This window comes from Psychrobacter sp. AOP7-C1-14 (assembly GCF_052376135.1).
Lineage (GTDB): Bacteria > Pseudomonadota > Gammaproteobacteria > Pseudomonadales > Moraxellaceae > Psychrobacter.
In genome coordinates, this window is record NZ_JBQSVH010000005.1 from 115352 (window position 1) to 137015 (window position 21664).

17 protein-coding genes and 2 riboswitches are annotated in these 21664 nt (G+C 43.8%); of the genes, 9 read left to right on the forward strand and 8 right to left on the reverse strand.

Annotated features, from left to right (window positions below; all coding sequences use genetic code 11):
- Nucleotides 1–50: 50 nt before the first annotated feature.
- Nucleotides 51–1685: a phospholipase D family protein gene (locus tag ACT3QN_RS05860; RefSeq protein WP_444523056.1), complete on the reverse strand. Its 1635-nt coding sequence runs from the start codon at nt 1683–1685 to the stop codon at nt 51–53.
- A gap of 431 nt (nt 1686–2116) precedes the next feature.
- Here ACT3QN_RS05860 and ACT3QN_RS05865 point away from each other — a divergent pair, with 431 nt between their 5' ends.
- From ACT3QN_RS05865 to ACT3QN_RS05880, 4 genes are all read left to right on the forward strand, one after another.
- On the forward strand, nt 2117–3409 hold the full coding sequence (locus ACT3QN_RS05865) for an O-succinylhomoserine sulfhydrylase (protein ID WP_444523055.1): 1293 nt from the start codon (nt 2117–2119) through the stop codon (nt 3407–3409).
- Between the two features lie 80 nt (nt 3410–3489).
- Nucleotides 3490–3819 (forward strand): YbaB/EbfC family nucleoid-associated protein, encoded by a 330-nt coding sequence (locus ACT3QN_RS05870; protein WP_444523054.1) that lies wholly within the window; start codon nt 3490–3492, stop codon nt 3817–3819.
- A gap of 117 nt (nt 3820–3936) precedes the next feature.
- Nucleotides 3937–4530, forward strand: a complete 594-nt coding sequence (gene recR, locus ACT3QN_RS05875; RefSeq protein WP_444523053.1) for a recombination mediator RecR — start codon at nt 3937–3939, stop codon at nt 4528–4530.
- 136 nt (nt 4531–4666) lie between these two features.
- The gene (locus tag ACT3QN_RS05880) at nt 4667–6052 is read left to right on the forward strand and encodes a ribonuclease D (RefSeq protein WP_444523052.1); all 1386 of its coding nucleotides are present in this window, start codon (nt 4667–4669) and stop codon (nt 6050–6052) included.
- 65 nt (nt 6053–6117) lie between these two features.
- On the opposite strand, the gene ACT3QN_RS05885 is transcribed toward ACT3QN_RS05880, so the two are convergent.
- From ACT3QN_RS05885 to gcvT, 5 genes are all read right to left on the reverse strand, one after another.
- Nucleotides 6118–6807 (reverse strand): esterase/lipase family protein, encoded by a 690-nt coding sequence (locus tag ACT3QN_RS05885; protein WP_444523051.1) that lies wholly within the window; start codon nt 6805–6807, stop codon nt 6118–6120.
- Between the two features lie 209 nt (nt 6808–7016).
- On the reverse strand, nt 7017–9914 hold the full coding sequence (gene gcvP / locus ACT3QN_RS05890) for an aminomethyl-transferring glycine dehydrogenase (RefSeq protein ID WP_444523050.1): 2898 nt from the start codon (nt 9912–9914) through the stop codon (nt 7017–7019).
- Between the two features lie 64 nt (nt 9915–9978).
- Nucleotides 9979–10737, reverse strand: coding sequence for a nitroreductase family protein (locus ACT3QN_RS05895; protein WP_444523049.1), 759 nt, complete (start codon nt 10735–10737; stop codon nt 9979–9981).
- A 322-nt stretch (nt 10738–11059) separates the two neighbouring features.
- On the reverse strand, nt 11060–11440 hold the full coding sequence (gene gcvH / locus ACT3QN_RS05900; protein WP_444523048.1) for a glycine cleavage system protein GcvH: 381 nt from the start codon (nt 11438–11440) through the stop codon (nt 11060–11062).
- 117 nt (nt 11441–11557) lie between these two features.
- Nucleotides 11558–12751, reverse strand: coding sequence for a glycine cleavage system aminomethyltransferase GcvT (gene gcvT, locus ACT3QN_RS05905; RefSeq protein WP_444523047.1), 1194 nt, complete (start codon nt 12749–12751; stop codon nt 11558–11560).
- A gap of 167 nt (nt 12752–12918) precedes the next feature.
- A riboswitch (glycine riboswitch) is annotated at nt 12919–13066 on the reverse strand.
- Between the two features lie 66 nt (nt 13067–13132).
- A riboswitch (glycine riboswitch) is annotated at nt 13133–13272 on the reverse strand.
- A 247-nt stretch (nt 13273–13519) separates the two neighbouring features.
- On the opposite strand from gcvT, the gene ACT3QN_RS05910 reads away from it, so the two are divergent.
- From ACT3QN_RS05910 to ACT3QN_RS05930, 5 genes are all read left to right on the forward strand, one after another.
- Nucleotides 13520–13840 carry a YcgL domain-containing protein gene (locus tag ACT3QN_RS05910; RefSeq protein ID WP_444523046.1) on the forward strand — a complete coding sequence of 107 codons (321 nt, stop codon included), beginning with the start codon at nt 13520–13522 and terminating at the stop codon, nt 13838–13840.
- A 281-nt stretch (nt 13841–14121) separates the two neighbouring features.
- Nucleotides 14122–14718 carry a hypothetical protein gene (locus ACT3QN_RS05915; RefSeq protein ID WP_444523045.1) on the forward strand — a complete coding sequence of 199 codons (597 nt, stop codon included), beginning with the start codon at nt 14122–14124 and terminating at the stop codon, nt 14716–14718.
- A gap of 299 nt (nt 14719–15017) precedes the next feature.
- Complete coding sequence (locus ACT3QN_RS05920) at nt 15018–15881, forward strand: AAA family ATPase (RefSeq protein ID WP_101205695.1); 864 nt, start codon at nt 15018–15020, stop codon at nt 15879–15881.
- 152 nt (nt 15882–16033) lie between these two features.
- Complete coding sequence (locus tag ACT3QN_RS05925) at nt 16034–17257, forward strand: vWA domain-containing protein (protein WP_444523044.1); 1224 nt, start codon at nt 16034–16036, stop codon at nt 17255–17257.
- A gap of 303 nt (nt 17258–17560) precedes the next feature.
- Nucleotides 17561–18778 (forward strand): globin domain-containing protein, encoded by a 1218-nt coding sequence (locus ACT3QN_RS05930; protein WP_444523043.1) that lies wholly within the window; start codon nt 17561–17563, stop codon nt 18776–18778.
- Between the two features lie 140 nt (nt 18779–18918).
- On the opposite strand, the gene ACT3QN_RS05935 is transcribed toward ACT3QN_RS05930, so the two are convergent.
- Nucleotides 18919–19731 (reverse strand): phosphodiester glycosidase family protein, encoded by an 813-nt coding sequence (locus tag ACT3QN_RS05935; RefSeq protein WP_444523042.1) that lies wholly within the window; start codon nt 19729–19731, stop codon nt 18919–18921.
- 105 nt (nt 19732–19836) lie between these two features.
- On the reverse strand, nt 19837–21645 hold the full coding sequence (locus tag ACT3QN_RS05940; protein ID WP_444523041.1) for an FMN-binding glutamate synthase family protein: 1809 nt from the start codon (nt 21643–21645) through the stop codon (nt 19837–19839).
- Nucleotides 21646–21664 lie beyond the last annotated feature (19 nt).

Genomic DNA, 21664 nt, shown 5'->3' on the forward strand with positions numbered 1-21664 from the left:
AATTACGAAATTAAATGTTCTAGAGTTTTTAAAATTAAAAAACTGAGTATCTACAACAGCCAGTCAATAGGTAACCAAGACATAATGGTTAGCCAAACATGGTCACTCATATCGACTCGTGGCTCTGAGTCGTAGACTACTTTTTTACCGTTTTCCATGGTATGCCATTGCAAGTAACCATTTTCTAGTAGTTTGACTTCATACGCTTGGTTTAACAAGTTATCGCTCAACGCGCCGTGTAGCTGCCTCGCTAGCTCGTCATCATTGATAATCACACCCATTTCGGTATTGATGTTGGCAGAGCGTGGATCAACATTGTATGAACCGATAAAGACTTGATAGTCATCTACTGCGAACGTTTTCGCATGCAGGCTAGTCGATGATTGACTACGTGCTCGCCACAGTTTGTTGTCACGTTTTTCTTCAGCAGCGGTTGATTTTAGTTCGTATATTTTGACGCCTGAGCGAAGCAGACGAGGTCGCCACTGGCTATAGCCAGAATGAACGGCTGTCACATCAGTCGCATCAAATGAGTTAGTCAATATCTTAATATCAACACCATTTTCAGCCAGCTTAACCAATGTGTTAACGCCATCTTTGGTTGGTACGAAATAAGAAGAGATAATCGTCAGCTTCTTGGTTGGGCTACCAAGTAGATTGCGCAGTTGATGAACCAAGTTAGTATCGGCAGGAACTGTTTTACTTAGTTTACCGACATCATCACTCAAAAACTGCATATCTGTCCAACGAAAAGGTACACGCTTATTAACCAAGTCACTATCGATCGTAGAGTCTTGAATCGCAGCTTTATAAACTGTCAAGCTGCTACCTTCGTTGTTTTTCTCATCTAGGCCGAGCTTATCTAATGCCTCTATAAAATCAGGTGTGACATCGCTATCGAACTTAGCTAAGGTTTCGATGTCGAATGATAAGGGCGATGACCAGTAGCTATCAAAACTATTGTCGATATCTGCGACGACTTTACCAATTAGTAAGACATCCAAATCTGCAAATTGGCTGCTTTGGTCGTTGCTGAGATATTCGTTGCCGATATTACGGCCACCGATGATGGTAATCTGCTTATCAAAGGTCATGCTTTTGTTATGCATACGGCGATTGATACGTGGCAGACCAGTCACATAGTTCAACGTTGGAAACTTACGATGCATCAAAGGATTTATGATACGTACTGCAATGTTAGGATGGCTGGCAAAGCGTAATAAATGCTGATCGAACTTGGCACTATTATTAAAATCGTCTAACAATAAACGCACGATAACGCCGCGCTCAGCCGCGTCCCATAAGTCTTTCAACAGAAGCTGTCCAGCCTGATCGTTATGCCAAATATAGTACTGTGCATCGATATTGCGCGTGGCCATATCCGTCAAGATGCTACGAGCGGCAAAAGCATTCGCTCCTGTTACGATTGGATGATAACCAGATAAATCAGGGTGAATATCTTTTTGCGCACTAATAGCCGAGACTAGATCAGTGCTGCTGGCTTTAATAGTCTCATCTGGCGTCGTCTGCTCTTCTGAATATAGGGCTTCTACACGTGCTGATAGTGCTTGGCTTTCCGGTAAATGCGGCTTTTTTGGCAAACTTTGGCAAGCACTAAGACCTAAAGTCAGTCCTAGTGTTAGACTCAACGATAAGCTGCTTGGTTCTATACTGAACATCGACATAACAAATTTACCTTAAGGAGCCTAAATGTACTGATTAATAATCATTCTAAGTGTTCAACTCACTCTTTTTAGCTGAATTGCCAGACTGTTGTTGTATTACGCGAGGCAAAATCCAAATCGTCGCTAAGCTTAGCAGCTGTTATGATATCTGCCTATTACAAATACGTTATTTTTGTTAGATTTGATGCACGAAATCATTGTTTTTTAAGTATTGTTTAAATGTATATGTGACAAATTTTAAGTAATCAAATTGGTATATCTTTGGTATTCAAAAATAATATTCAGTTGCTCTTTGAAACCAGCTGTGCGGAATAAGTCGTCATGATATGATAACGCTGATGAATTCGGTCAACAATCAGAAGAATAAGCAGTCACTTTATATCAATTAGCATAATAGCAATTAACATACCAATCAAAGTAATGGAACGTTTATGAGTCAGTCGAAAAGCCATGATAAGAGCAGTTTGAACCAAAAAAATTCAAACGATGGGTTAGATCCAAACTGGCGTAACGATGCCTTAGATTTAGGGCTTGATTATGGCATGCAGACCATTGCCGTGCGGGCAGGCCAACATCGTACAGACGAGGGCGAGCACTCAGAACCTATTTTTACTACCAGCTCTTATGTTTACCGCTCAGCCGCTGATGCTGCTGCTCATTTTGACGGTACAAAAACAGGCAATGTCTACTCTCGTCATACCAATCCAAGCGTACGTACCTTTGAACGTCGCTTAGCCGCATTAGAAAACGGTGAACGTGCGGTTGCAACGGCTTCTGGTATGGGTGCTATTTTGACCATGTGTCTGGCATACCTAAAAGCGGGCGACCACTTGCTAGCAGCCAACCAGTTATTTGGATCGTCTATCGGTCTGTTCAACAACTATATGGCCAAATTTGGTGTGGAAGTCAGCTATGTGGATTGCTTTGACAATGAGGCATGGGCCAATGCCATTCAATCAAATACCAAGGTGATTTATTGCGAAAGCCCAAGTAATCCATTGGCGCAGATTTGTGATCTTGGTTATCTGAGTCAATTATGTAAAGCCAACGATATATTACTCGTTGTTGATAATTGTTTTGCTACACCAGCGTTGCAGCGCCCATTGGATCTAGGTGCGGATGTCGTGATTCACTCTGCGACCAAGTATTTAGATGGTCAGGGTCGAGTGTTGGGTGGTGCATTGGTTGGTAGTGACAAGCTGATGCAAGAAGCATTTACCGTGGTGCGCTCAGGCGGTATCAGTATGAGCCCGTTTAATGCTTGGGTATTTACCAAGGGGCTTGAGACACTTAAATTACGTATGCAAGCACATTGTCAAAATGCCAACCAAGTCGCAGAATTTTTGGTCAATCACCCTAATGTGAGTACTGTACACTTCTCAGGACTGAGTGACCATCCTGCGCACGAACTTGCCACACGTCAGCATCATATGAAAGACGGTTACGGTGCTATCATGGGTTTTGAAGTCAAAGCATCTGATAGCCGTGACACAAAAGAAGCTGCTTGGCACGTGATTGACTCGACACAAATGGTCTCTATCACCAATAACTTGGGCGATGCCAAAACTACGATTACCCATCCTGCAACCACTACGCATTTCCGTTTGACTGCTGAGGCTCGCGCCGAAGCTGGTGTTAAAGATGGTTTGATTCGTCTGTCGGTAGGTTTGGAAGATGTGGAAGATATTATCAAAGACTTAGCACGTGGTTTAGACAGTTTGTAAAGATAACGGTATAATTGCAGTTAGCGCTTTATATTAGCAAAATATCAATCATTTATTATTAAAAAACAAGAGAGGTAGTTATGAACATTCAAGCATTGATGCAACAAGCACAAACGATGCAAAAGAAAGTAGAGACGAACGTTGAAAACGCTAAAAAAGAGCTTGCTAATAAAGAAGTACAAGCAGAAGCGGGCAGCGGCTTAGTTAAAGTAACGATGACAGGTCGTCACGTGGTTAAGCGCTTGACCATCGATCCTAGTCTACTAGAAGACGAGCCAGATATGATCGAAGATTTGATTGCGGCTGCCATCAATGATGCGGTTCGCCAAGCAGATGATTTGTATGAAGAAACTATGGCTGGAGCGACTTCAGGTATGGGTCTGCCACCAGGTATGCAAGGCATGTTTTAAGCGGTAAATATGTTGTATTGAAGACAAAAATGGGGTTGTTATCGACATGATACGACCCCATTTTTATAGCTACGGTTTATAAATTCAGTTAGATAAAGTCAACTAAAGGAAGCTACTTTGCTTACAGCCAAATTTGATCAGCTGGTCAAACAGCTGCGTATATTGCCAGGCGTCGGTCAAAAAAGTGCCCAACGAATGGCGCTACATCTGCTTAGCAAAAAACGCCCACAAGGCATGGCACTCGCTCAAGCACTAGATGAAGCCATGCGTGATATCGTCGAATGTCAGCGTTGCCATAGCTTTAGTGATGAAGCTGTATGTCCGCTATGCCAAGATGTTAGACGTGATGACAGCCTATTATGCGTGGTCGAGACGGCAGCAGATGTCATGGCTATTGAGCAGACAGCGGGCTATCGTGGGCGTTATTTTGTGTTGGGCGGGCATCTGTCTCCTATTGATGGTGTTAGCGCTGATGACTTAAATATTGATCAGCTGGTATGGCGAGTGAAGCAAGAACCCATAGAAGAGCTGATATTAGCAACGGGCACGACAGTCGAAGGTCAGACTACGGCACATTTCATCAGTGAAGCGGCCAGTCGTCATGTCAATAAAGTGACGCGTTTAGCACAAGGTGTGCCGATGGGCGGTGAGCTTGAATATCTGGATAGTATGACGCTCGGTCAAGCTATGCAAAATCGTTCTTTTTTATAACGCTTTGATTGCCTCAAAGTCTTACCCAATTCATTTCTTGAAATTGTTATAATTACTTTATTATTGTTTTCTCGTTTAATTCTATTAAGGCGCGGTTTAGCGTTTTATTTTCTCCTATCAATGCAGGTATCTGCCCGTGTCCAACAACGTTTCAAACCCATCAGCTCAATCAAATGCTTCTGATATCAATGATAGCTCATCGCAAGAAGCTGCTAATACTGAGCCAATGTCAGTAGTCACACCATCCGAGCCAGCTACCAATACTCCAGATGTTGAAGTGTCTGATATTGAAGTGCCTGATATTGAGGTGCTAGGTACTGAAGTATTAGATATTGATGTACTGCTGGATATTGCTGATGATGTTGCTATTACATGGGTGCGTAAACAAAGCGAGTTAGAAGAAGTCATCGATGACTTAGCGACTTGCGGACGTGTGGCATTAGATACTGAGTTTATCAAGCGTGACACGTATTATCCACGCTTGGCACTCGTACAACTGAATACTGGCAATCATGTTTATCTACTGGATGCACCGCAGCTAAAATTGGCTGAACTGTGGGAAGCGCTACGCAAAGTAGATGTGGCTATCTGGCATGCTTGCGGCGAAGATTTGGGTATTTTTTATCTATTGTCTGGCTGTCCACCATTGACCAATATCTTTGATACGCAAATTGCGTTGTCTTATTTAACGGGTCAATTGCAAATGGGGTATCAGCAAGCATTGGCTGATCAGCTAGACATGCATATCGATAAAGAACACAGCCAGTCTGATTGGCTCCAGCGCCCGTTGACAGATGAGCAAGAGCAGTATGCCATCGATGATGTGCGTTATTTGCCAGCGCTGTATCTCAGTATCGAGCATGCGCTTAAGGCGCAAGGGTTATACGATTATGTCTGGGCTGATTGTCAGCTCTATGCCAGTGATCTATATGACTCGCAGCACGTCGAAGATGAAGCGATGTATCTCACGATGGCAGATTATCGTTATAACTCGCAAGAAATGGCAATACTAAAAGGGGTGGCCACGTGGCGAGAAGAGCTGGCACGTGCGACCAATCAACCGCGCACCTTTGTAATAAAAAAACAAGCGGTACGTGAGATTGTCACCGAAAAACCGAAAAGTATGCGAGAGCTGGCACATAAAACGACCATGCACCGTAGTATGTTGCGACTATATGGTGAAGAGTTGCTGAAAGTAATCAGGGATGCCAAGAGTCTACCGCCTGCTGAGCATCCAGACTGTCTTGTACCGCCGTATCGCTCAAAAAACAAAGTGTTATCAAAAGCAGTACAAAAGGCGATTGATGAACATGCGCGCACGATCGGTATACCTGCTAGCGTATTGATGCGTAAAAAATGGCTAGGGCAATTGTATGAAGTGGTTGCTCTCGATAAAGACGTTAGCGAACTGCCGCAAGGGCTAAAAGGCTGGCGTAACGACTGGGTTATTAAAACTTTAATTTCAGTTATTAAAAAACATAAAACTGAACTACAGCAGGGCATGGGTATTCATATACGATAAGGCAGCGTTCAATAAGGCTATATTCGATAAGAGGGAGAGCTTACATTAAAACATCTATGTCACTGCTAGCGTTTGAATCGTCCATGCGCTAAAAAGTATCGAGTCTGCTCGGCGACATCTGGGTTCACTAGCATGCCGGTGTGCGAAACTGGCATGACGATATGATCCGCTGCGGCTTCTATTTTTGTTTCTTCTATATAAACTGTGCCGTCATGTGCAAGCTGCTCGTTGAGTGGCGGCTTGTCAGATTTGCGCAGTTTGCGATTGTGATATTGCAAAAACAGCTGACCTAGACCATAAGGACGGTTGCCAGCGATGACACCTAGCGTTATATGTTTGGGCAATGGCGCAACTGTGCCATCTAGTGCGTCGACATATGAGCGACCTACGACAGCAGGAGTTAATCGCCAGATATAGTCGGCACAAACACTTCCTACATGCGGTGTCCCTAAAGTCACGCAACGTCCAATTTTCCATTTTGGATACTGAGCAATAAAATCACGAATGATTAAACCACCCAAGCTGTGTCCAACCAAGTCTACAGGATGATCTGGGTGGTGGTTTGTTTCTAGCCAGCTATTTAGGCGAGCGCTATTGGTTTTGATACCATCACGCATACTACGATAGCCATACTGATGGGTATCAAATCCTGCTGCTTGCAGGCGCTTGGCTAATGGTCGCATGATCCACGGGGTTTGATGTAGCCCATGAATGAGGATGACGCGAGTTTTTTGTTTAGGCGCTTTGTGTGACATAGCAGAATCCAAATGATGACTGTAGAAATTTGAAATAAGTAGCTTATTGTTGATATGTGTTTTTATCGCATTGAGTTCTTATCGTTTATTTTATTTATAATATTACCTACTAATGTAATAGATAAAAAGTCAGCAAAATAAAAACCTCCAAGTCAGCTGCTGACTTGGAGGTTTTTTGACAATAAATGAGCTGCTATCGAAAATGATAATTACATATAGTTTTCGATACTTGGGCAAGAGCACATTAGGTTCTTATCACCATACGCATCATCGACACGCGCGACACTTGGCCAGAACTTGTTTGCACGAATGTACGGCAGTGGGAACGCAGCGGTATCACGGCTGTATGGATGCGTCCACTCTTCACTAGTAATCATAGCAGCAGTATGCGGTGCATTGACTAATGGGTTGTCTTCTAAGGTCCAGCCGTTTTCACCAGCTTTGGCTTTCATGGCTTCCGCTTTGATAGATTTTAACGCACTGATAAAGCGATCCAACTCTTCTTTTGATTCAGACTCTGTTGGCTCAATCATAAGCGTGCCAGCGACTGGGAAGCTCATCGTTGGTGAGTGGAAACCGTAGTCCATCAAACGCTTAGCGATATCGCTTTCCGTGATGCCAGTCTCTTCCTTCAATGGACGAATATCGATGATACATTCGTGAGCCACACGGCCGTTTTTGCCCGCATATAAGACAGGGTAGTGATCTTTTAGCTCGGCTGCCACGTAGTTGGCGTTCAATAATGCTAGCTCCGTCGCTTTTAGCAAACCATCACGGCCCATCATAGCAATATACATCCATGAAATAGGTAAGATACTCGCTGAACCATAAGGTGCTGCTGATACTGCTGAGCAGTCTTTTTGTGCATTGTGCACAGGACTCAAGGTATGGTTGGCCATAAACGTTGCCAAATGCGCTTTCATACCGATAGGGCCCATGCCCGGACCACCGCCGCCATGTGGAATACAGAATGTTTTATGCAGGTTCATGTGCAATACATCAGCACCAACGTCTGCAGGCTGCATCATGCCTACCTGAGCATTCATGTTTGCGCCGTCCATATAGACCTGACCACCATGCTTGTGAGTCAAATCACAGATATGACGGATGCCTTCTTCAAATACACCGTGCGTCGATGGATAAGTGATCATTAGCGCACCTAGGCGATCGCTATATTCTTCACATTTAGCCGTTAAATCGTCGATATCAACGTTACCGTTTTCATCCGTTTTGACCACGACCACTTTCATGCCCATCATCATCGCAGTAGCAGGGTTGGTACCGTGCGCCGACATTGGGATCAAGCAAACATCACGATTGGTCTCGCCTAATGACTCATGATAACGACGAATCGCTAACAGACCCGCATATTCACCAGAAGCACCAGAGTTTGGTTGCATAGAAACATCATCGAAACCAGTAATGGCTTTCAATTGATCCTGTAGGCTATCGATCATTGCGATATAGCCAGTGACTTGGTCACGCGGTGCAAAAGGATGCACATTGGCAAACTCAGGCCAAGTGATTGGTAGCATCTCACTGGTAGCATTCAACTTCATGGTACAGCTACCCAGTGAAATCATGCTGCGGTTCATCGCTAGATCTTTGTCTTCAAGCGACTTTAGGTAGCGTAGCATTTCATGCTCGGTGTGATGCGAGTTGAATACTGGATGGGTCAAGATATCATCTGTACGTAGGTGTGCGCTATCCAAAGAAATACGAGCAGTTTCAGGTAGGTCACGTGACTTATTAACGAACAATTGAGTCAACGTGTTGAAATCTTGCTGATCGCTGGTCTCACTGAAAGCAACGCTCAGTTTGGTATCGCTTAGACGCCATAAATTGTAGCCGACATTGTCTGCGTTTTTGAAGATTTGCGTAGCCAATTTCTCTGAACCACAATCAACCACGACTGTATCGAAGAATTGATCATGTACCACGCTCAAGCTACTATCATTAGATTCTGTGATGGCATCAGCAAAAGCAGTAGCAAAAGCATGAATACGAGTGGCAATACGCTTCACGCCGCCTGGTCCGTGATACACCGCATACATACCAGCGAGGTTAGCTAGCAATACTTGTGAGGTACAGATGTTTGAGTTGGCTTTTTCGCGGCGGATATGCTGTTCACGCGTTTGTAGGGCCATACGTAGTGCTGTATTGCCTTGTGCGTCTTTTGATACGCCAATGATACGACCAGGCGCTGAACGCTTAGCCTTGTCAGAGAATGCAAAATAAGCGGCATGTGGACCGCCGAAGCCCATTGGGATACCAAAACGCTGAGTACTACCTAGTGCTACATCAGCACCCATATCTGCTGGTGATTTTAATAACACCAAGCTCATAATGTCACTGACGACACTCACGTAGGTTTTGTTTTCTTTTACTGCACTGATGACGTCTGTTAAGTCTTTAACATCGCCTTCAGCACCGACATACTGGAATAGCGCACCGAAATAGTCGCCAGATTTAGCGGTTTCAAAATCACCAACGACGACTTCCCAACCGAAGTATTTAGCACGAGTATTAATAACATCTAGCGTTTGTGGATAGACACGCTCATCGACGAAATACTGCGTTGATTTGCTTTTACTCACACGCTTTGACATCGCCATGGCTTCTGCTGCTGCCGTCGCTTCATCAAGCAGTGACGCACCAGCCAGCTCAAGACCAGTCAAATCGATACATACTTGTTGGAAGTTGAGCAATGCTTCTAGACGACCTTGAGCGATTTCCGCTTGGTAAGGTGTATAAGCGGTATACCAGCCTGGATTTTCGAGAACGTTGCGCTGAATGACAGCTGGCATACGAACTGGAGAGTAGCCTTGACCGATATAGCTTTTGTTAACAGTGATATCGTCTGCCATCGTACGCAATTTGGCAAGCGCAGCGTGCTCACTCATCGCTACTGGCAAATCCAACTCTTTGTGCAAACGTACTGGCTCAGGCACAGTGTCATTGATAAAGCTTGGCATATCTTTATAACCAACAGCGCTGAGTAGGTCAGCTTGCTTGGTCTCATTCGAACCTAAGTGGCGATAGACAAATTCAGCTTCGTTGAACAATCCTTGAAAGGTATCAAACGATGGGTTTTGAGAGATAGTCATGACAATCCTTGGTTAAGGGAGTAATAAACAAAATAGCAATTAAAGGAATAGTGTGAGCGGTACGTTATACGTAATGCACAAACTGTGTTTGATCAAAACGGAACTGGGTGTTGTAAACGCCATTGTCAGCACGTTCACCTGCGCCAATCATCATAATGATATGCTGATCGTCACCCAAGCCTAGCAATCGCTTCATAGCAGGCTCATCAAAGCCGCCCATTGCACAGCTGTCAAACCCATGAGCACGCAATGCTAGCATAAGGTTTTCGGCGGCAAGTGCGGTGTTATTGGTTGCCCAGTTTTTGGTATCCTCAAACGTATAATAAGGTGACTTAATTGGACCTTTTACGCGTCTAACTACCTGAGTTGCACCCCATTTTGCAGCCGAAACTACGTTGGCTGGGCCGCGCAAAAAGTCCATCGTGACGACTTTGTTATAGTAGTCTTTCACTTTTTTTGGAACTGGTTGATCAGGGTATTCGCGTAATATTTGCTTAGCATGATCGTGCCAAACATCAGTACGAGCAACGATGGCAATCAAACGAGCCGATGTTTTGGCTGCGTTTTGATTCATACAGTTTTTGACGGCACGTTTGCGATTGTCAGCGTCATCGATAACATAAAATTCCCACGGCTGTAGATTGCTAGAGTTTGGCGCTAGCATGGCCAAACGCAGACAGTCTGCCAATACGTCGTCAGGGATGGGCGTGTCAGTAAAACGGCGCACTGAACGGCGTGATTCTACGATATCGCGAAACGCTTGTAGCTGCGGCGTATGATTTGGCGTAGCGATGAGGTCTTTATTATCGGTGTTGGCATTCATATTAGGATCCATGCTGAAAATTGGGTTATCAGTTTGAGTCGTTATTGATGGCACGTATTCATTAGGATTCGAATAAGTGATCAATACGAGTCAATGAGATAACGCTTGGAAGCAATAACATCGAACGATAATGATTGTTGGAGATCTACATATAGAGCTACTTTCAAATAACAAGCATGGTCAATGAGCCAATACTTTTAATTAGAAAGACTTTTAAATCGTTTAAATAGAGAGTATAGATACTAACTGCCGCCAGTATCTATGATGTTTAGTCGGGGCTAATACTTTGTTCTAGCTAAGGTCTTACTAGAGCAGGCTTAGCTTATAAGTCGCTTTCGTACTCGTCAGCAGTCATTAGTGCTTCGTAGTCAACGATATTGTCAGGCTTCATTCTGAAGAACCAACCTTCGCCATACGGGTCAGAGTTGATGATTTCAGGATCATCTTCTAGTGCTTCGTTGATAGCGATAACTTCACCTGAAATAGGGGCATAAACGTCAGAAGCAGCTTTTACTGATTCAACAACTGAGATTTCGTCATCAACAGCGATGATATCGCCTACATCTGGTAGTTCAACGAATACCACATCACCCAATAGATCTTGAGCATGGTCAGTGATACCAACAGTGACCGTACCGTCGTCTTCTAGGCGTAGCCACTCGTGACTAGCAATATATTTTAGCTCTGCTGGGATGTTGCTCATGGTCTCTCTCCTAAGTGATAGAGGTTAATTAACAAAAGTAATGGAGGGTAGGCGTGTCGTTATTTTCAGAGTTATTCGTAAAATAACAACGCGCTCTAATGATAGAATTTATAAGACCTAAGAGTCAAACTGTTGCTTGCCGTTACGGACAAAAGGTAGCTTCAATACACGTACATCGACGAATTTACCTTTACCGCGTAGATCGACTTGTACACTGTCATCTTCTGATAAGCTAGCAGGTACACGGGCAATCGCGATTGAGTTTTTTAGGCTAGGGGAGAATGTACCACTGGTGATAATACCAGTTTGTTCGTTGTCTGTGCCTTGATTGATAGTCACCGTCATGCCTTCACGCAAAACGCCACGTGTGGTCAATAGTAGACCCACTTGCTTCATAGCGGTGTTGTCTTCTTTTGACTGCTTACGTTTGCTGACCAATGCTTCACGGCCGACAAAGGCGCGGTCGTCTTTGAGTGCTAGTGTCCAACCCATGTTGCACTCATAAGGACTGATAGTCTCGTCCATATCATGACCATAGAGGTTCATGCCCGCTTCCATACGCAATGTATCACGCGCACCAAGACCAGCAGGTTTGATGCCATTCGCTTTTAGCTGCTCAAAGAAAGCAGGCGCATCATCGGCATTCATAATGACTTCGACGCCATCTTCACCAGTATAGCCAGTACGAGCCACAAACCAATCAGTGCCTTCGATATCGGTCAAGTCAGCACCAACGAAAGGTTTTAGTCCTGCTAAGGTATCTGCCCAATTTGGCTTGGCTTGAGCCAGTTTTTCAATCGCATTTGGACCTTGGACGGCAAGCATAGCTAGCTCTGGACGCTCGGTAATTGCAATATCGAAACCTTCAGCGACTGTATTAAACTGTGCTAAATCTTTGTCACGAGTGGCTGCGTTAGAGACAATACGGTACTCAGTTTCTTCTGTATTCATCAGGTAGACGATCAAATCATCGATGACGCCGCCTTGCTCGTTGAGCATGCCAGAGTATAGTGCTTTACCAGCGGTAGTGAGTTTATTAACATCGTTTGCGAGCAGTTTTTGTAGCCATGCTTTAGTATCAGCGCCTTTGATATCGGTCACAACCATATGTGAGACATCAAACATACCGGCATCTGTACGTACCGCTTCGTGCTCTTCGATTTGTGAACCGTAATGAATTGGCAGTTCCCAACCAGAAAAATCGACCAGTTTGCCCTCACTAGCAATATGAGACTGGTAAAAAGGGGTGCGCTGAGGGGCTTGGCTTTGGGCGTTTTGAGAAGTGATGTCTTGAGAGTGGGTATCAGTCATAACAAATCCTTATGTGTACATCAGTCATACTCGGCAGAGTAAGGAGTGATGCGCAACGTAAAAGTAGCGAGAAGCAATATCGCAAGGTGCAAATATTACATCAAAGGGTGACACAGAAAGCAAAGATAAAGACGTAAGCCAAACAGACGCTGAACGTCGGTTTGAGCTGAGCCCTATCTGTCCTGTGACCTGAGATTTTCAATACGAATCATCATCTTGGGCAGTTATATAAGCCCTATCATTGATAATAGCGTATTTTCTCCCCTTCGGTGGGTAAGACGTCGTCCGTTCTTACCACTCTCCAGATTTGTTATGCCTTATGTTTGATAAAGTAGTGTGCTATGAGCGTGATGCTACCACGCGCTATCAAACAATAGTGGCATGCGTTTTTCAGTCCTTTTACCTGAGCGATTGGCAGGGTAGATGCGCCTTCGGTGGTTATCTAGCAATTGCGAGTGTTGTATAACCAATAGGGTTCAATACAAAATCGATGCCGTCAAACTCTCTCCTGAAAAACGCTTTTATTATGAAAGGTTCAAAGCGCTTTTACAAGTCATCAAAGCCATTAAAATGAATAAATTTGGCAAAAACGATGTTTTGATAGGGGAGTCTGCAAATAGACGACATTTTATGATAGTTTTTTTATTCTCTATATCAGCGTTTTATCTGTGTTTTTGGCAAAAGTTACGATAGCAAAACGCAAAGCGACTACTGGTGTTTGCCTGAAATATGCTAACCTACGCGCATAGTTTCTGATAGGTGATTTTTATGCATTGCGATATTTACAAATTTCCCAAACATGATGACATGTATATCTACATTGCGCGTCCTGATTATCCTGATGATACTGACGAAATCAAAGATTGGCTTGGTGTGTTGCCAAAAGATTTTCGTGCGGGTTTAGGTCGTAGTAAGTTTGTCATGCATTTGGACTTGGCGACAACGGATAAGCTTGCTCGTGTTGATAAAGAAGAAGTACTGACAAAACTACAGTCTCAAGGTTACTTTGTGCAGTTGCCGCCGCAGGATGTTATGCGTCGCCAAGCAGAGCTGCGTGCTCGTGAATCGCAGGACAGCATCTACAATTAATAGGCTTGTTGGCAAGTAAGTATGGTGAGGAGTATCAGTACGCTACCTATAAATCAGTACGCTACCTATAAAATAGCGTCGATAAAAAACCAATGACACATTTGCTCACATGCATTTGGGTAGAAAGTCATGATAAACTGACACCCTACGTAATGTACAAACAAGCATACATAATGCATAAGCTCATTATGTATTTGGACCCATTCTAGTTCTACAGAATGCACATATACCGCTAGACACAGATGGTGTCATCGGCGATAAACGCAGGTAAATAAACACGCATGGACTGGTTAAAAAGTATTTTATATAGCTTACCGCTAGAGTCTATCAGTGACATTCTCGGTGAGATTGCCATTTGGTGGGGCCAAATGGTGAAGGATGTCCCGCCCGCAGATTTGCCAATGTATGCTTATCTTGGTGGTGTTGTTTTGGTATTAGTACTATGGATACTCGTTGCTCGTGTAATGCCAAAACCGCTAGGTGGTATGAGCTGGATGGTTTTGTTTGCGGTATTGGTAGCACCAGGTACAGCGCTTGGTGATCCGAGCGAGCTTGCACCAGCCAGCATTAGCGTAGTCTACGCTGTGCTGATGAAAGATTACGCAGGTGCGGTTGCCAGTATGCTGCCAATATTAGTGATACTGGTCGCAGGGCTTTTTGTTGGTTTCTTATGGCAGCTGATACGCAGCGCATTTGCATCGAGCTTGGACAAAGCCCGTAGCCGCAGCGCAGAAGATACGCAGGCAACACTACAAATGACTACAGGCAGTTATTTACCAGAAGACGCTACTGTCACTGAACAGCCTGACACTAATGTAAGCTTGAAAAAAAGCAGTACATTGGCTAAGAAACCGGATAATAATACATCTGATAAGTGATAAAAATAGGCTAAGCGTTGAGACAAAATTATTGTCTTAAAAACTGTTTGATGCCTCAATAAAAAGACACTACTGCGTGTCTTTTTTTGTGCCAGATTGTTTATTGGGCCTATAAATAATTGTTCACTATCCCCTGCACATAACAATTGTTAATAAATGCGAACGCATGAGTATTTTGGCAATGCATCAGGCTGTGCTAATCTAATTTATTCTTTACTAATTCATTTTGTATTAATCATTTATGTTTTAGACCTATCCATTTATAACAACTCATCTATAACAACAATCGAGATATGATTATGACCACAGCTGATAATACCAAGAAAAACTTTACTGGTACCAGTAGTTATATTGCTACCGATGATTTGCAGCTGGCAGTGAATGCTGCCATGACTTTACAAAAGCCATTATTGATCAAAGGTGAGCCTGGCACAGGTAAGACGTTGCTCGCCGAAGAAGTTGCTGAGAGTTTGGGTATGCCGCTGATTACTTGGCACGTCAAATCGACCACTAAGGCTGAGCAAGGACTGTATGAATACGATGCGGTATCGCGCCTGCGAGATTCACAATTGGGTGACGATAAGGTTTATGACATTGCCAACTATATCAAGCCAGGTAAGTTGTGGGACGCTTTTACCAGTACAGAGCGTAGCGTACTACTGATCGATGAGATTGATAAAGCCGATATCGAGTTCCCAAACGACTTGCTACATGAGCTTGATAAGATGTCTTTTTATGTCTATGAGACGGGCGAGACCATCACAGCAGCGCAGCGTCCAGTGGTTATTATTACCTCAAACAATGAAAAAGAGCTGCCAGACGCGTTTTTGCGTCGTTGCTTCTTCCATTATATTGACTTCCCAGAAGAAGAAACCATGCGTCAAATCATCGAAGTACATTTTCCAGATATTCAAGAAAAACTGGTCAATGATGCATTGGATATTTTCTATAAGCTGCGCGGTATTCAAGGTCTTAAAAAGCCGCCATCAACGTCTGAGTTGGTCGATTGGTTAACCTTGTTACTTGCTGATGATATGGCTCAGGACGAGCTAGAAGAAAATCTGCGCGGCGAAAAGTCTATACCGCCATTATATGGCGCATTGCTCAAAAACGAAGCCGATGTAAGTTTATTACAGCGTTTTGCCAATATGATGCGTCGCTAATGTTTGCCGATTGCGTTGACGTTAATTTCTTATGTCCAATATTGGATGTTTGATATAAAGCCAATGCAAGCGTTTAGCCTATGACGGTACCAATGAATGATATCAGCAATATCACCAGATAATAATATCAGCCAATAAGTGATACGACTCTTATGTTTATCAAACTATTCTATACCTTGCGTACTTATGGCGTGCCAGTCAGTACGCGCGAGCTGCTTGATCTCAATGCCGCGCTAGATAAAGGGCTGATGATGCAGTCGCATCCTGAAGATCCAGCGTTGACTACTTTTGCCAGCCGCGAAGATATGTATCGGCTGATTCGACTGTGTATGGTCAAAGACGAGCGCCATTTTGATAAATTCGATCGGGCCATGGCAGATTATTTTGAAGGTGTCGATAGCCTCGATATGGATGAGCTATTAGCCAAGCTAACGGATGTGCCCAAAGAATGGCTAGATCTAAAGCTCGATCCAAAAAACCTAACGGAAGAGCAAAGACGCCTATTGAAAAAGTACGGCTCGCTTGAGGAGCTGATGAAGGCGCTAGAGGAACGGTTAAAGGAGCAAAAAGAGCGTCATCAAGGTGGCAGTAAATGGGTAGGCACGGGCGGCACTTCGCCATTTGGTGTTTATGGCGACCATCCAGAAGGCGTGCGTGTCGGCGGTGAATCTCGTAAACGTAGTGCGACAAAAGTCTGGGAGCAGCGTAAATATCGCAATCTCGATGACGACAATCAACTCGGTACTCGTCAGATTCAAATGGCGCTGCGTAATCTGCGTCAGTTTGCGCGGACAGGCAGTGCTGACGAGCTAGATATTCATGAGACGATTAAGCGCACGGCAAAAAAAGGTGTGCTCGATATTCATATGCAAGCGGAGCGCCGTAACCGAGTTAAGATTTTGATGCTGTTTGATGTGGGCGGCAGTATGGACATCCATGTCGAAGCGCTTGAAAAACTGTTCTCTGCGGCAAAAAATGAATTTAAAACCTTAGAATTCTTTTATTTCCATAACTGCCTGTATGACTATGTGTGGAAGGACAATAATCGTCGCCATAGTGCACCAATGCCAACGTTTGAGCTACTCAATACATATGGTCGAGAGTATCGTGTTATCTTCGTCGGTGACGCATCGATGTCGCCCTATGAGCTGATGACGGTCGGTGGTAGCGTAGAGTATATGAATAATGAAGCGGGCGTTGTATGGTTGAAGCGCGTACTTGAGCACTTTGATAAAGTCGCTTGGCTCAATCCTGAAAACCCGAGTTACTGGCAATATACGCAAACCATCGTTGAGATCAAAAAACTGTTTGAAAACAAAATGTATCCGATGACCTTACATGGTGTTGAGGAAATGACCCAATATATGGCAAGGTAATTTTAATATACAGCCTGATTGATAAAGCCTGCTAATACAGATTGAATCCCTATAATAACAGCCGTTATGACGACATAGCGGCTGTTTTTTATTAAAGAAGATAAGTTCTATATGAATACTATATTGGTCTGCCTAGTAAATTGTGTTAACATTCATTTAAAATGAATGTTATAAGTGTTTCTGAATTGGCTAGCTAAAAGTATCGATGACGACGGTAAAAATGTTTGATCATCGTTGCCAGTTTAGACGAATCATTTTTAACATCTCAATTTATCAACGTAGTTAACAACTAAGAGAAACAATATGGCCTCACCAAAAACGTTAGAAATCGTCACCGCAACCGTTCCTGTACTCGAAGAGCATGGCGTTGCGATTACCACGGTGTTTTATAAAAATATGTTTAACGAGCACCCTGAGCTGTTAGATATTTTTAATGAGACCAATCAAAAACTAGGAAGACAGCAGACGGCACTAGCGACGACAGTATTGGCTGCTGCCAAGCACTTGGATAAACTGGCTACGTTATTGCCACAAGTGACTCAGATTAGCCACAAGCATAGAGCTTTACAAATATTGCCTGAACATTATCCTATCGTTGGCAAGCATTTGATTGGGGCGATAAAAGAAGTATTAGGTGAGGCGGCTACTGATGACATTATTGACGCTTGGACAGAAGCTTATGATGAAATTGCTTCGGTATTCATCCAGATTGAACATGGCATGTATAAAGAAGCGATGTGGCAGGGGTTTGCACCTTTTAAGATCACTAAAAAGGAAGCGGTTGCTACAGATATCGCAGCTTTTACCGTGGTACCAGTCGATAAGAGTGCGCACAATACAGCTAATGATTTAGCAGATGCTCAAAATATTGATTTGAGCAAGTTGACCTTAACTGCTGGTCAATATATCACAGTGAAAACAGACCCAAAAAACAGCGACCATATAGCATTACGTCATTATTCTTTATATTCTGTCAGTACCGATGCAGGTATTCAGTTCGCCGTCCGATGTGATAACCGTAACGAGCATCATGGTTTGGTTTCTAACTATATGCATGATCAACTAGAAGTCGGTGATACGGTTTTACTATCGGCTCCAGCTGGTGACTTTGCGCTCAATCAAGAGTTGGTACAGCAAAATGATGTGCCTTTAGTATTAATGAGTGCAGGAGTCGGGGTTACGCCCATACTATCTATGCTAGAGGCGCAATTATCAGCCAATCCTAAACGTCCTATTATCTGGGTTTATGCCTGTCAGAACGTCGCTCATCATGCCTTTGCAGATCAGGTTAACGAATTACTCGGACAGGCTGGGAATGTAGAAAAATATATATTTTACTTTGAGTCTGGGCAAATATTAGATGAAACATGGCTTGCTACTTTGCCTAACCCTGCTGATATCTATGTGTGTGGGTCGATGCCATTTATGGAGAACATGATTGATGGGTTGGTAGCATTAGAGCACGGAGTCGATAGTGTTCACTATGAACCGTTTGGCCCTAAAATGAGCTTGGGCGGCTAGTTTTTAGTTTTGTTTAATTAGCTTATTTTTATTTATGGCCAGTAATAAAAAAAGCACTTGGATGACAATGTCATTTCCAGTGCTTTTTTATGCAACATACTATGAGAAAAAAGAGATTAAGCTAAAAATATAGATACGTATTACTCTTTATGTTCGACCAGTCCGATCATCACACCCATCTCCTTTTTATCTTGCTTATCGATACTAGGCGCATACAGCGCTGAGGCAATACCACCATCCAAAAATAGCGCATTTGAACAACCTAGCTTATCTTTGAATAGTTCTGCAAACTGATAAAAGGTCACGGGCTCATCACTATTAACGAGCTGTATACTACCGTCACGACAAACGCCTGCACCATTGCGCAGTTTGACCGAGCTGCTATTGGGGTTGAACTGTGGGTGTATTTCGTTATCGATGACCAACATAGGGCCAGATTGTGTCGCATACCAAGGTTGCACATCACCATTGTTCAGCTGCTCATTTAACGCATTACTTTCAGTAATTTGCACTTTACCAGCTTTGTCCCACCACATCACCCCATTAGGTAATAGATGAAAATTACCGCCACCTTCTTTTGTATTTAGCGATTTAACTTCTTTACCTTCGATGACGGTATAGCCAATCGGCGCATAATTTTCATTATACATGCCTGCATTCATCGCAAAGTTCAGACTCTCATTGTTTGGTAATGTTGCCAATAACGCATCAAAAGTTAGCAGAGGTTTGTTACTATCAGAAGATTGCCAAAACAGTTGTAATGAATAACGCTCGCTCGCTAAAGCAGTAGTATCCACACGGCAAACGCTGTAGGCAAAAGGCGTGTCTTCAGTCTGACATGACCAACTGTCGGTATCGCTACTAACTACTTCAGTGTTTGTCTGCTGGCAAGCGCTCAGGCCTAATGTAAGCACCATCGCCGTTAACGGTAAGGTAAAAGTAGAACTTGGCATCAATCACGCGTCTTTTAATGTATAAGTTATTTGAGGTTGGGTACTATCTATTGCTCAATCGCACATTCATCACTACTTTTTAAGGACAACGATTCAGGCACTGAGTCAGTCACTAGTAGGCGGGAAGTCACGGATTGTATTATTCACATTACCAATTAAATGTCCACCATTGGCAGTTGATGGCTCAGAACCATAAGCAGCACTGTGCTCTGTTGGCGCATTTGTCTCTTTGCCTTTGTCACGCGAGTCCTTATTATAAGCAATAAGCGCATCATTATTGGCTAAAAAGCTATCAGGATTTGCCATGACCCACATTTGGTTAAAGATGTCGGCGCGTGCGCTATGATCGAGTAAAGCACATTCATCAGCAAAATAGAAGAATTTGGATAACAGCTTGATTTGTCCGTCGTCTAAGCGGCGTGCAATATGGTATGGCTGCAATTGGCTAGGATGTTGCAAGCCAACCGAGCCTACGATACTGGCAAGCGATTTTAGCGTGTTTTTGTGGAAGCTTGCAACACGTTCAGCTTTACTCGGAACATCGAGCGCCTTTTGACGGTAAGGGTCTTGAGTAGCTACACCCGTTGGACAAGTGTTGGTATGACAAGAGCGCGATTGAATACAGCCGACTGCAAACATAAAGCCACGTGCCGAATTACACCAGTCTGCACCTAGCGCAATCATCCGTGCAATATCAAAGCCTGATACGATCTTGCCACTGACACCAAGCTTAATTTTGTCACGGATGCCTGCACCAACTAATGTATTGTGCACCAGCAAAAAACCTTCGACCATTGGCATGCCGACGTTGTCCATAAACTCGACGGGCGCTGCACCTGTGCCACCTTCTGCACCGTCAATAACAATAAAGTCAGGATAGTTATCTGTCTCTATCATTGCTTTGACAATCGCCATAAACTGCCATGGCTGGCCAATACATAGCTTAAAGCCAACAGGCTTGCCACCAGATAAGTCACGCAGCTGCTGCCAAAAAGCGACCAGCTCGCGCGGGGTGCTAAATGCAGTATGCGAAGAGGGCGAGATGCAGTCTTGACCCGTAGGCACTTGGCGTGTGTCGGCAATCTCTTGCGTGATTTTGCTAGAGGGAAGGACGCCACCTTTACCAGGCTTGGCACCTTGTGAAAGCTTGATTTCAATCATTTTAACTTGAGGATCAACGGCTTTTTCAGCAAAAGATTGTGGATCAAAATTGCCCTCATTATCACGGCAACCAAAATAACCTGTACCCAACTCCCAAATTAAATCACCACCGAATTTGCGATGATAGGGACTGATTGCGCCTTCGCCCGTATCATGGGTAAAGCCGCCCAATTTTGCGCCTTGATTAAGTGCCATGATGGCGTTTGCTGATAGGCTGCCGAAGCTCATCGCAGAGATATTAAATACCGACATATCATGTGGCTGCTGGCAACGCTCCCCGCCGACCATAATACGAAAGTCTTTGTTTTCTAGTGGTGCACTGATGGCTGATTGCAAAAACCACTCTTTACCATGAGTATAGAGATTATCTAACGTACCAAAGGCGTTGGTATCACTGACATTCTTAGCACGTTGATATACTAGCGCGCGCTGCTGACGTGAAAACGGTACTTGTTCCTTATCGTCTTCAAGCAAGTACTGGCGAATCTCAGGACGGAAGTCTTCCAATACATAGCGAATATGTCCAGCGACAGGGTAGTTGCTTAATATCGCGTGCTTAGACTGAATCAAATCATAGATACCAAGTGCCACAGCCAAACCACCGATCACAATCAGCCACCAACTTGCCAATAATAAACCCGCTAATAGAATTAAAATCGCCGCGCCAAACGTGCTGTAGCGGAGCAATAATCCGATAAAATACGGCGAACTGGTTTTGGGTTCAGGGTTTAGATTGGTACGAGATTCAGGCATAACGAGGCTCAATAGTAAT

Bases quoted from the DNA above. Each gene is read 5' to 3' on its own strand.
- ACT3QN_RS05870 (WP_444523054.1), top strand. From the start codon at position 3,490: ATGAACATTCAAGCATTGATGCAACAAGCACAAACGATGCAAAAGAAA.
- ACT3QN_RS05925 (WP_444523044.1), top strand. From the start codon at position 16,034: ATGTTTATCAAACTATTCTATACCTTGCGTACTTATGGCGTGCCAGTC.
- gcvH (WP_444523048.1), bottom strand. From the start codon at position 11,440: ATGAGCAACATCCCAGCAGAGCTAAAATATATTGCTAGTCACGAGTGG.
- gcvT (WP_444523047.1), bottom strand. From the start codon at position 12,751: ATGACTGATACCCACTCTCAAGACATCACTTCTCAAAACGCCCAAAGC.
- ACT3QN_RS05895 (WP_444523049.1), bottom strand. From the start codon at position 10,737: ATGAATGCCAACACCGATAATAAAGACCTCATCGCTACGCCAAATCAT.
- ACT3QN_RS05920 (WP_101205695.1), top strand. From the start codon at position 15,018: ATGACCACAGCTGATAATACCAAGAAAAACTTTACTGGTACCAGTAGT.
- ACT3QN_RS05865 (WP_444523055.1), top strand. From the start codon at position 2,117: ATGAGTCAGTCGAAAAGCCATGATAAGAGCAGTTTGAACCAAAAAAAT.
- ACT3QN_RS05935 (WP_444523042.1), bottom strand. From the start codon at position 19,731: ATGCCAAGTTCTACTTTTACCTTACCGTTAACGGCGATGGTGCTTACA.
- ACT3QN_RS05915 (WP_444523045.1), top strand. From the start codon at position 14,122: ATGGACTGGTTAAAAAGTATTTTATATAGCTTACCGCTAGAGTCTATC.
- ACT3QN_RS05930 (WP_444523043.1), top strand. From the start codon at position 17,561: ATGGCCTCACCAAAAACGTTAGAAATCGTCACCGCAACCGTTCCTGTA.
- ACT3QN_RS05940 (WP_444523041.1), bottom strand. From the start codon at position 21,645: ATGCCTGAATCTCGTACCAATCTAAACCCTGAACCCAAAACCAGTTCG.
- ACT3QN_RS05885 (WP_444523051.1), bottom strand. From the start codon at position 6,807: ATGTCACACAAAGCGCCTAAACAAAAAACTCGCGTCATCCTCATTCAT.
- gcvP (WP_444523050.1), bottom strand. From the start codon at position 9,914: ATGACTATCTCTCAAAACCCATCGTTTGATACCTTTCAAGGATTGTTC.
- ACT3QN_RS05860 (WP_444523056.1), bottom strand. From the start codon at position 1,685: ATGTCGATGTTCAGTATAGAACCAAGCAGCTTATCGTTGAGTCTAACA.
- ACT3QN_RS05910 (WP_444523046.1), top strand. From the start codon at position 13,520: ATGCATTGCGATATTTACAAATTTCCCAAACATGATGACATGTATATC.